Annotated in this window: 9 protein-coding genes; 7 read left to right on the top strand and 2 right to left on the bottom strand. The window is 74.4% G+C overall.

All coding sequences use genetic code 11. The features are described 5' to 3' along the window. Nucleotides 1-268: transposase (locus tag BM414_RS18630; RefSeq protein WP_139245946.1), on the bottom strand; the 268-nt coding region annotated here is incomplete at its 3' end. A 240-nt stretch (nucleotides 269-508) separates the two neighbouring features. On the opposite strand from BM414_RS18630, the gene BM414_RS18625 reads away from it, so the two are divergent. The 7 genes from BM414_RS18625 to BM414_RS18595 all read left to right on the top strand — a co-directional run bounded on the left by BM414_RS18625 (nucleotide 509) and on the right by BM414_RS18595 (nucleotide 8,071). Then, nucleotides 509-1,399 (top strand): helix-turn-helix transcriptional regulator, encoded by an 891-nt coding sequence (locus BM414_RS18625; protein WP_093581746.1) that lies wholly within the window; start codon nucleotides 509-511, stop codon nucleotides 1,397-1,399. A gap of 236 nt (nucleotides 1,400-1,635) precedes the next feature. Continuing rightward, nucleotides 1,636-2,598, top strand: coding sequence for an MBL fold metallo-hydrolase (locus BM414_RS18620; protein ID WP_093581744.1), 963 nt, complete (start codon nucleotides 1,636-1,638; stop codon nucleotides 2,596-2,598). 8 nt (nucleotides 2,599-2,606) lie between these two features. Then, complete coding sequence (locus tag BM414_RS18615; RefSeq protein ID WP_093581742.1) at nucleotides 2,607-4,211, top strand: FAD-dependent monooxygenase; 1,605 nt, start codon at nucleotides 2,607-2,609, stop codon at nucleotides 4,209-4,211. Nucleotides 4,212-4,269: 58 nt separating this feature from the next. Beyond that, nucleotides 4,270-5,475 (top strand): homogentisate 1,2-dioxygenase, encoded by a 1,206-nt coding sequence (locus BM414_RS18610; protein WP_093581740.1) that lies wholly within the window; start codon nucleotides 4,270-4,272, stop codon nucleotides 5,473-5,475. Continuing rightward, nucleotides 5,472-6,074, top strand: coding sequence for a hypothetical protein (locus BM414_RS29530; RefSeq protein WP_175551680.1), 603 nt, complete (start codon nucleotides 5,472-5,474; stop codon nucleotides 6,072-6,074). The genes BM414_RS18610 and BM414_RS29530 overlap by 4 nt, the downstream gene beginning before the upstream one ends. Continuing rightward, the gene (gene fahA / locus BM414_RS18600; protein ID WP_093581738.1) at nucleotides 6,071-7,270 is read left to right on the top strand and encodes a fumarylacetoacetase; all 1,200 of its coding nucleotides are present in this window, start codon (nucleotides 6,071-6,073) and stop codon (nucleotides 7,268-7,270) included. The genes BM414_RS29530 and fahA overlap by 4 nt, the downstream gene beginning before the upstream one ends. A 108-nt stretch (nucleotides 7,271-7,378) precedes the next feature. Further along, nucleotides 7,379-8,071, top strand: coding sequence for an IclR family transcriptional regulator (locus BM414_RS18595; protein ID WP_093581736.1), 693 nt, complete (start codon nucleotides 7,379-7,381; stop codon nucleotides 8,069-8,071). A gap of 92 nt (nucleotides 8,072-8,163) precedes the next feature. On the opposite strand, the gene BM414_RS18590 is transcribed toward BM414_RS18595, so the two are convergent. Then, nucleotides 8,164-9,309, bottom strand: a complete 1,146-nt coding sequence (locus BM414_RS18590; RefSeq protein WP_093581734.1) for an iron-containing alcohol dehydrogenase — start codon at nucleotides 9,307-9,309, stop codon at nucleotides 8,164-8,166. Nucleotides 9,310-9,389 lie beyond the last annotated feature (80 nt).

Raw genomic sequence — 9,389 nt, 5'->3', positions numbered from 1 at the left:
CGTAGTCGCGCAGCTCGTCGCGGACCGCGTCGGCGTTCCAGTCCGCGGTGCGCAGCAGCCGCTGCATCCCGTCCGGAGACACCTCACCGGCGGCCTCGGCCAGCGTGCAGCCGTTCTTGCGCTCCAGCTGACCCAACAACCCGCGCAGATAGGCCAGCACCCGGGCCCGCGGCTCGGCGCGGCTGAACGCAGCGGCAATGCGCCGGTGGACCTCCTCCAGCCCCGCCGCCCAGTCCTGCACCTCGGCCACCAGGCCATCGCAGCGCATCCGCCCACGCTGCTACCAGCCCTCAGCCGATCACGACAGCGACACGCTCAAGTGCCGTTGCAGTACTAGGCGCACTCGTTCGAGGTGCGGGAGGCAACGCTATTGAGGCCGGACGGGCGCGGCCCTACGCAGTTCTACGTATGGACGGCGGGCCACCCCGCCGGCGCCGGTCACGCGGCGGAACGATGCCGTGACAAAAGGCCCTGCACGATCGGCAACCGGCTCACTACGGTCAGCTGCGTGTCGAGCACCACGACATGTCACGCAGCGTGGCTGGAGCTCGTCGGCGACGTCCTGCAGGGCCAGCCCGGAGCGCGGGAGTTCCCGCACGCGCGGGTGGCCGACCTGCTCCGGGAGTCCTTCGACGCGGCCTGCTGCTCGCTGGACGTCGTCGACGGCGCCTGGGTGGACCACGTCGTCTCCGGCTGGCCCGACGACTACCTGCCGCAGGTGCCGTCGCCCGGTGTCCTCCCCGACGCCACCACCCACCCGCTCATCCGCTGGTACTCGGTGATGGGCAGCCCGGCGGCCCAGGTCCTCGGCCGGGTGCCCCGCGAGGTGGCCTCCGCCGGCATGGCGGCCGAGTGGTCGGCGTTCGCGCGCCACTTCGGGATCACCCACCAGCTCTCCCTGCCGCTCCGGGTGGGGAACGGGATGGAGGCGTACGTGGTCAGCCGTCCCGACGACGACTTCGCCGATGCCGATGCCGACCTCGCCACCCTGGTCCTGCCGGCCCTGACCGCGCTGGTCCGCCAGCACCGGGTCCTCCACGACGCACCGGAGTGGCGATGCGACCGCGTCCGCGCGGCCGGCCTGACCGAGCGTGAGTTCGCCGTTCTCACGCTCCTCGGCGAAGGGCTCACCGCCCAGGCGATCGCCCACCGCCTGACGGCGTCGCCGAGAACGGTGCAGAAGCACCTGGAGCACCTGTACCGCAAGCTCGGCGTGCGGGACCGGCTCATGGCGGTCCAGCGAGCCCGCGACGCCGGCCTACTGGCCCCGCCGCCCGAGCCCGGCGCGCGACGCGGGACGACGGCACCCACACCGCTGATCCCCCTCCCGCGCAGCGAGGACCAGTTCCCCGCTCCACAGGCGTCCGCGAGCGAGCTCACCCGCCACCGCGCGGGATGACGTCCCGCTACCAGTACGCCGCCGAGGCGGTCTTCGGGCCGGCGCTGGAGGCCTTCCGGCTGCGGGCCGATCCCGGCCTGCTGCCCGGTGCGGTGGACGAGAAACCGCCCGGGGCCGACATCCCACCACGTCCGCTCGGCGCCGCTCTTGTGTCACCGACCACTTCGGCCTACCGTCCAATCGGTAAGTGGACGATGCGTTCTTTTATCGATCGTCCGCGGACCAGGAGAGCCTCCATGGCAGCCAAGCCCTTCGCCTCCTCCGCCGACCTGGGCGCCAAGGAGCAGATCCTCGAGGTGCTCGCCGACGGCGTGTACGCGCTGACCGCCGAGGGTGACCCCAACCTCGGCGCCATCGAGGGCGAGGACTTCCTCGTCTGCTTCGAGGCGCTGGCCACCCCGGTCGCCGCTCGCCGCTGGCTGGCCCGGCTGCGCGAGCACACCGACAAGCCGGTCCGCTACCTGGTGCTCAGCCACTACCACGCCGTCCGAGTGCTGGGCGCCAGCGCGTTCGAGGCCGAGGTGATCGTCAGCTCCGAGCAGACCAAGCACCTCATCGAGGAGCGCGGCCAGCAGGACTGGGAGAGCGAGTACGGCCGCATGCCGCGACTGTTCGAGGAGCCCGAGTCCATCCCCGGCCTCACCTGGCCCACGATGACCTTCCGCGACAGGCTGACCATCGAGCTCGGCGGCGACCGCGGCGAGCTGGTCCTGGAGTTCCTGGGCCGCGGCCACACCGAGGGCGACATCGTCGCCTGGCTGCCCGAGCAGGAGATCCTCTTCGCCGGCGACCTCGTCGAGTCCCAGGCCGCGCTCTACACCGGCGACGCGTTCCACTTCGACTGGGCCGCCGCGACCCTCGACCGGGTCGAGGCCCTCGGCGCGCAGCAGCTGGTCGGCGGCCGCGGCAGGATCGCGCGCGGCCGCGACGAGGTCGACGCCGCGATCGAGCAGACCCGCGACTTCCTGCTCACCATGCAGCGCACCGTCGGCGAGGTGCACCGGGCCGGCGGCACGCTCAGGCAGGCCTTCGAGGCCACCCACGCGGCCCTGGCCCCCCAGTACGGCGCGTGGCCGATCTTCGAGCACTGCCTGCCCTTCGACGTCTCCCGGCTGTGGGACGAGTTCTCCGGCACCGAGCGCCCCGTCATCTGGACCGCCGAGCGCGACCGCGCCGTGTGGGACCAGCTGCAGGGCTGAAGCGCGCCATGACCACCTCCGGGACCCCTCCGGAAGCGCCGGTCGTCGTCATCGGGTGCGGCCCGGTGGGCCAGACCACGGCGCTCCTGCTGGCCCGCTGGGGACTGCGCGTCGTCGTGCTCGACGGCCGTCCCGCGAGGGACCTCGTCGGGAGCAGGGCGATCTGCCAGCAGCGCGACGTCCTCGACGTCTGGGACTCCGTCGGCGTCGGCGCCGAGATCGCCCGCCGCGGCGTCACCTGGACCACCGCCCGCACCTTCCACCGCGACTCCGAGGTGTTCAGCGTCGAGTTCGCCGACCGCGGGCGGTCCCCGTTCCCGCCCTTCGTCAACGTCTCGCAGTGCCTCACCGAGGAACTGCTGGACCAGGCGATCGCCGCCCAGCCGCTCGTCGAGGTGCGGTGGGGGCATCAGGTCACCGGCATCGACCAGGACGACCGCGGGGTGTCCGTCTCCTGCGCCGACGGGACGACGGTCTCCGGCAGCCACGCGGTGGCCTGCGCCGGCCCGCGCGCCGACGTCGTCCGCACCGCACTGGGGCTCACCTTCGACGGCCAGACCTTCGGCGACCAGTTCCTCATCTGCGACATCCGTACCGACCTGCCCGGCTGGCAGACCGAGCGGCGCTTCTACTTCGACCCGGGGTGGAACCCCGGCCGCCAGGTGCTCATCCACCCCTGCCCGGAGTCGACCTTCCGGATCGACTGGCAGGTCCCGCCGGACTTCGACCTGGCGGCCGAGGAGGCCTCCGGTGGGCTCGACCGGCGCGTCCGCCAGGTCATCGGCGACCGGGACCACGAGATCGTGTGGAAGTCGGTCTACCGGTTCCACTCCCGCGTCGTGGACCGGATGCGGGTGGGCCGCGTGCTCGTGGCCGGCGACGCCGCCCACCTGTTCTCCCCGTTCGGCGCCCGCGGCCTGAACTCCGGGGTCCTCGACGCCGAGAACGCGGCCTGGAAGCTCGCCTTCGTGCTCCGCGAGTGGGCGCCGGAGTCGCTGCTCGACAGCTACCACGACGAGCGGCACGCCGCGGCCGTGGAGAACCTCGACGTCACCGGGGCGACCATGCGGTTCCTGGTGCCCAGGAACGAGGAGGAGGCCCGGCACCGCCTCGACGTCCTGGAGCGGGCCGCCACCGATCCGCAGGCCCGCGCCGAGGTCGACTCCGGCCGGCTGGCCGAGCCGTTCTGGTACGTCGACTCCCCCCTGACCACCCCCGACGACCGGCGGCCCTTCCCCGGCCGGCCCGCCCGCGGCGACGTCCCCGTCCCCGCGCCCGGCGTCCTGGTCCCCGACTGCCCCGTCACCGTGCCCGGCCGGCCCGACGTCGTCCGTCTCCGCCAGCTCGCCCGCGAGGGCGTCACGGTCCTCGTGGGTGACGACGCACCGGTGCCGGACCTGCCCGACACCGGTGACCTGCCCGTCACCGTGCACCGCCTCCGCGACCTCGACGCCGGGCCCGTCCTGCGCGAGGCGCTCGGCGCCCGGCCCGACGAGATCTGGGTGCTCCGCCCGGACGCCCACGTCGCGGCCGTCCTCACCCGCGCCGCCGACGTCGCACCCGCGACGGCCCGGCTGCTCGCCCGTCCCCTCTCCACCCTCGTCCACGCCTGAACCGATCCCCAGCGGCAGAGATGGCCATCTCTGCCACCCGCCCGAGGAGGCACACCCCATGGCGTTCTACCGACAGGTGGGCGAGGTCCCGCCCAAGCGGCACACCCAGTTCCGGCGTCCCGACGGCGGCCTGTTCTCCGAGGAGCTGATCGGCGAGGAGGGGTTCAGCTCGGACTCCTCGCTGCTCTACCACCGTGGCGTGCCGTCGGCGCTGGTCGACGCCCGCCCGTGGGAGCTGCCCGACCAGACGCTGACGCCCAACGCGCCGCTGGTCCCGCGGCACCTGAAGCTGCACGACCTGTTCCCCGGCGAGGAGCACAAGGGCACCGACCCCGTCACCGGCCGCCGCCTGGTGCTCGGCAACGGCGACGTCCGCATCTCCTACGCCGTGTCGTCGCTGGCCAGCCCGTACTACCGCAACGCCACCGGCGACGAGTGCGTCTACGTCGAGCGCGGCACCGCCACCGTCGAGACCACCTTCGGCGCGCTGGAGGTCGGCCGGGGCGACTACGTGGTCATCCCGCGGACGACGACGCACCGCTGGGTCCCGACCAGCAGCGAGCCGCTGCGCACCTACGCGATCGAGGCCAACAGCCACATCGCCCCACCCAAGCGGTACCTGTCCCGGTACGGGCAGTTCCTCGAGCACGCCCCCTACTGCGAGCGCGACCTGCGCGGCCCGACCGCGCCACTGATCGCCGAGGGCACCGACGTCGAGGTGTACGTCAAGCACCGCGGCAACGGCCCCGGCGGCCTGGCCGGCACCGTGCACGTCGTCCCGGAGCACCCCTTCGACGTCGTCGGCTGGGACGGCTGCCTCTACCCGTACGCGTTCGACATCGCCGACTACGAGCCGATCACCGGCCGGGTCCACCAGCCGCCGCCGGTGCACCAGGTGTTCGAGGGCGCCAACTTCGTGATCTGCAACTTCGTCCCGCGGAAGGTCGACTACCACCCGCTCGCGGTGCCGGTGCCCTACTACCACTCCAACATCGACAGCGACGAGATCATGTTCTACGTCGACGGCGACTACGAGGCCCGCAAGGGCTCCGGCATCGGCAGGGGCTCCATCTCGGTGCACCCCGGCGGGCACTCCCACGGCCCGCAGCCCGGCGCCGTCGAGCGCTCCCTGGGCGCGGAGTCCTTCGACGAGCTCGCCGTCATGGTCGACACCTTCCGCCCGCTCGACCTCGGGGAGGGCGGCATCGCCGTCGATGACGGCAGGTACGCCTGGACCTGGTCGGGACGGGGCCCGTCGGCATGACGGCCGTGTTCACCGGCTCCTCCGACGACGCGGCCCTGTTCCCGCCCGGGGACGTCCCGACGGCCGCCGCCGTCCCGGGGCACCGGGAGCTGAGCGCGCGGCTGGGCGACCTGGTCGGGCGCTTCGTCGTCCCCGCCGCCCGGCCTCGACGAGCTGATCCCCGCACCTCGGGCGACGGGGACCCGTTCGACGTCTCGGTCGTCGCGGCGGCCCGGGCGGCGCTCGCCGCCCCCGACGACGCCGTCCCCGCCGGCGTTCCCGCAGCCGTGGAGGTCCCCCGCACGCTCACGTGCACCGCGGGACTGCACTCCGCCGTCCGGCACACCGACCCGGTCACCGGCTCCGCCCACCACGGCTTCCTGGACGTCCTGCTCGCCACCGGCGCGCTGCTCGCCGGCGAGCCGGCCGCCGTCGCCGTCGACCGGCTCGGGGAGTCCGACGCCGGGGCCATCGTGTCCGCGCTGCGCAGCTGGCCGGCCGACCGGTGGGCCCAGGCCTGGGCGGTCCTCACCTCCTTCGGCACCTGCAGCGTGCTCGAGCCGGTCGACGACCTCGTCGCGCTCGGGCTGCTGCCCGCACCGGATCGGATCCCCGCATGAGCTGGCTCGACCTGCCCGCCGACACCGGCTTCGGCGTCGACAACCTCCCCTACGGCGTCTTCTCGACCGAGGGCACCGCGCCGCGCACCGGCGTGGCGGTCGGGAACTCCGTGCTGGACCTCGCCGCGTCCACCGGCGACGACGTGCACGCCACCGGCTCGCTCAACGCCTTCCTCGCCCGCGGGCCGCAGGCCTGGGCGGAGCTCCGCGCCAGGCTCACCGGCTGGTTCACCGACGAGGCGCACCGCGGCGCCGTCGAGCCGCACCTGGTCCCGCGCAGCGAGGTGACGCTGCACCTGCCGGTCGAGGTCGCCGACCACGTCGACTTCTACAGCTCCCAGCACCACGCCGAGAACCTCGGCCGGATGTTCCGGCCGGACTCGGCGCCGCTGACGCCGAACTGGAAGCACCTGCCCATCGGCTACCACGGCCGCGCCGGGACGGTGCAGGTGTCGAGGACCCCCGTGGTGCGCAAGTCGGGTCAGCGCAAGGCCCCGGCCGACGACGCGCCGACGTTCGGCCCGTCGCAGCGCCTCGACATCGAGGCCGAGCTCGGCTTCGTCGTCGGCACCCCGTCCGAGCTCGGCCGGCCGGTGCCGCTGAGCGCGTTCGGGCACCACGTGTTCGGCGTCTGCCTGGTCGACGACTGGTCGGCACGGGACCTGCAGTCCTGGGAGTACGTGCCGCTGGGCCCGTTCCTCGGCAAGTCCTTCCTCACCTCGGTCTCCCCGTGGGTGGTGCCGCTGGCCGCCCTGGAGGCGGCCCGCGTCCGCCCGCCGGCGCGGGACGCGACGCTGCTGCCCTACCTCGACGACACCGACGTCGAGCCGTGGGGCCTCGACGTCGGCATCGAGGTCCGGCTCAACGGCGAGCTGGTCTCCTGCCCGCCCTTCGGCCTCCTGTACTGGACGCCGGCCCAGCAGCTCGCGCACGTGACCGTCAACGGCGCGTCGCTGCGCACCGGCGACCTGTTCGCCTCCGGCACCGTCAGCGGGCCCGCCAGGGACCAGCGCGGCTCGTTCATCGGGCTCTCCTGGGGCGGCAGGGAGCCGCTGTCCCTCCCCGACGGGACGACGCGGACCTTCCTCGAGGACGGCGACGTGGTCACCCTCACCGCCACCGCACCCGGCACCGGCGGCGGCCGGATCTCCCTCGGCGAGGTCACCGGCCGGGTCGAGCCGGCACGTGCGACGTGAGCCCTCCCGCGACACCCCTGCACTCCCGCGGCACGGCACGCGGTCGCCCCGGCCCGACCGCACGGCGACCGTAGGCTGGAACGCAGCCGACCGAGGAGGCACCAGGGGATGGCGGCCGATGGAGGGGCGGGTGCGCCCCAGTCCCAGACGCTCGACCGGGGGCTGCGCATCCTCGAGCACCTGGCGGCGGTCGCCGCCCCCCAGCCGATCGTCGAGGTCGCCCAGTCCGTGGGCCTGCACCGCTCGATCGCCTACCGTCTGCTGCGCACGCTGGAGGACCACCAGCTCGTCGAGCGGGACCCCGCCGGGCACTACCGCCTCGGCCTGGGAATGGCCGCCCTGGCCCGTGGCGTGCGCACGGACCTGCAGACCGCGGCCCTTCCCCAGCTCGACGCACTGGTCGCCGACCTGGGCATGACCGCGTTCCTCGTCGTCCGGGCCGGCGACGAGGCCGTCACGGTCACGAGCATCGAACCGCAGACCTCGGCGGCCCACGTCGCCTACCGGCCCGGCATCCGCCACCCCGTGGGCCGGGGAGCACCCGGGCTGGCCCTGCTGATCCCGGAGCCCGCCCGTCCCGACGACCGGCGCGAGCTCACCGAGGCCCGCGCGCTGGGCTGGGCCACCTCCCACGGCGAGGTCATCCCCGGCTTCCGGTCGGTGGCCGCACCCGTCCTCGGCCCCGACGGCGGTGTCCGCGGGGCGCTCGCCGTCGTGTACGTGGACGACGCGGTCGACACCACGGAGATCGGACGAGCCGTGGTCGCGTCAGCCGCCCAGGTCGGCGCGCGGCTCCGGTGAGCCCGCTCCCCCACGGCGCACCGTGCGGCTGACCTCGTCCCGGGCGCGATGCCCCAGTGGGGCACGACGCCCCGTACGGGTGGCCCGGGACGTCACGACGCCGCGCGCAGCACCGTGACGAGGTCGTCCTCGGTCAGCAGCACCGGGTTGCCTCGCATGCTGCTGGAGCGGGCCGCCTTCGCGGCGACCTCGACGTGGTCCGCCGACCGGAGACCGACCGCTCCCAGCGGGAGCACGTCGAGCGCGGCCACCGTCTCGCGCAGCCAGGCCACCGCGTCCTCGATGCCGGCGTCGTCCCGCCCGGTGAGCAGCCGGGAGACCTCGGCGTAGCGCCGCAGCGCGGGAGAGGCCGGCTCGCGCTCGCGCAGCGCCCGGACGTTGGCCTCGACCACCGGCGCCAGCAGCGCGGCGCACACCGCGCCGTGCGGTGCGTCCACCATGCCGCCGACGACGCCGGCCACCCCGTGCACCGCCCCCAGCTTCGCGTTGGCCAGCGCGATGCCGCCGAACAGGCTGCACAGCGCCATCTCCTCGCGGGCCGCTCCGTCCTCGCCGCGCTCGTAGGCGGCCTGCAGCGCCCGGGCACCCCGCCGCAGCCCGGCCGCCGCGACGGCGTCGGTCGCCGGGTTGGCCTGGGGTGAGACGTAGGGCTCCAGGCACTGGGTCAGCGCGTCGAGCCCGCTGCTGGCGGTGACCGCCGGCGGGCAGGTCAGCGTCAGCAGCGGGTCGACCAGCGCGACCGCCGCCAGCAGGTGCGGGCTGCGGATGCTGGCCTTGACGCCGTGCTCCGGCGAGGCGAGCACCGCGTTGGCGGTCACCTCCGCACCGGTGCCCGCGGTCGTGGGGACCGCGACGCAGGGCAGGGCCGGCCGCTCGACGGGGATCCCCCGGCCGACGACCTCCAGGTGGTCCAGCGGGTCGGTGCCGTTGCCCAGCAGGACGGCGACTGCCTTGCCCGTGTCCAGCACGCTGCCGCCGCCGATCGCCACGACCACGTCGACGCCGGCGTCCCGAGCCGTCGCGGTCGCCGCCCGCACGTCGTCCACCGTCGGCTCGTGCGGGACCGACACGACGGCGACCGGGTCGATCCCGCCCAGCAGGGACCGGTGGCGCGAGGGGTCCCTCCCGGCGCACAGCAGCACCCGCCGCCCCAGCGTGGGCAGCAGGTCCGCGAGCTCGTCCGCGCGCCCCGGGCCGAACAGCACCCGCCGCGGGACGGCGAGGTCGAACCCGCTCATGGACCGAGCAGCACGTGCACCGGTGCGACGACCACCAGACCTCCCGGGTCCGAGTCCTGTCGCGCGATCCTAGGCGGGCT

Source organism: Geodermatophilus amargosae, from assembly GCF_900116515.1.
GTDB classification, from domain to species: domain Bacteria; phylum Actinomycetota; class Actinomycetes; order Mycobacteriales; family Geodermatophilaceae; genus Geodermatophilus; species Geodermatophilus amargosae.
Note: the sequence above shows the minus strand (reverse complement) of the source record. Positions and strands in the feature narration are given on the sequence as shown.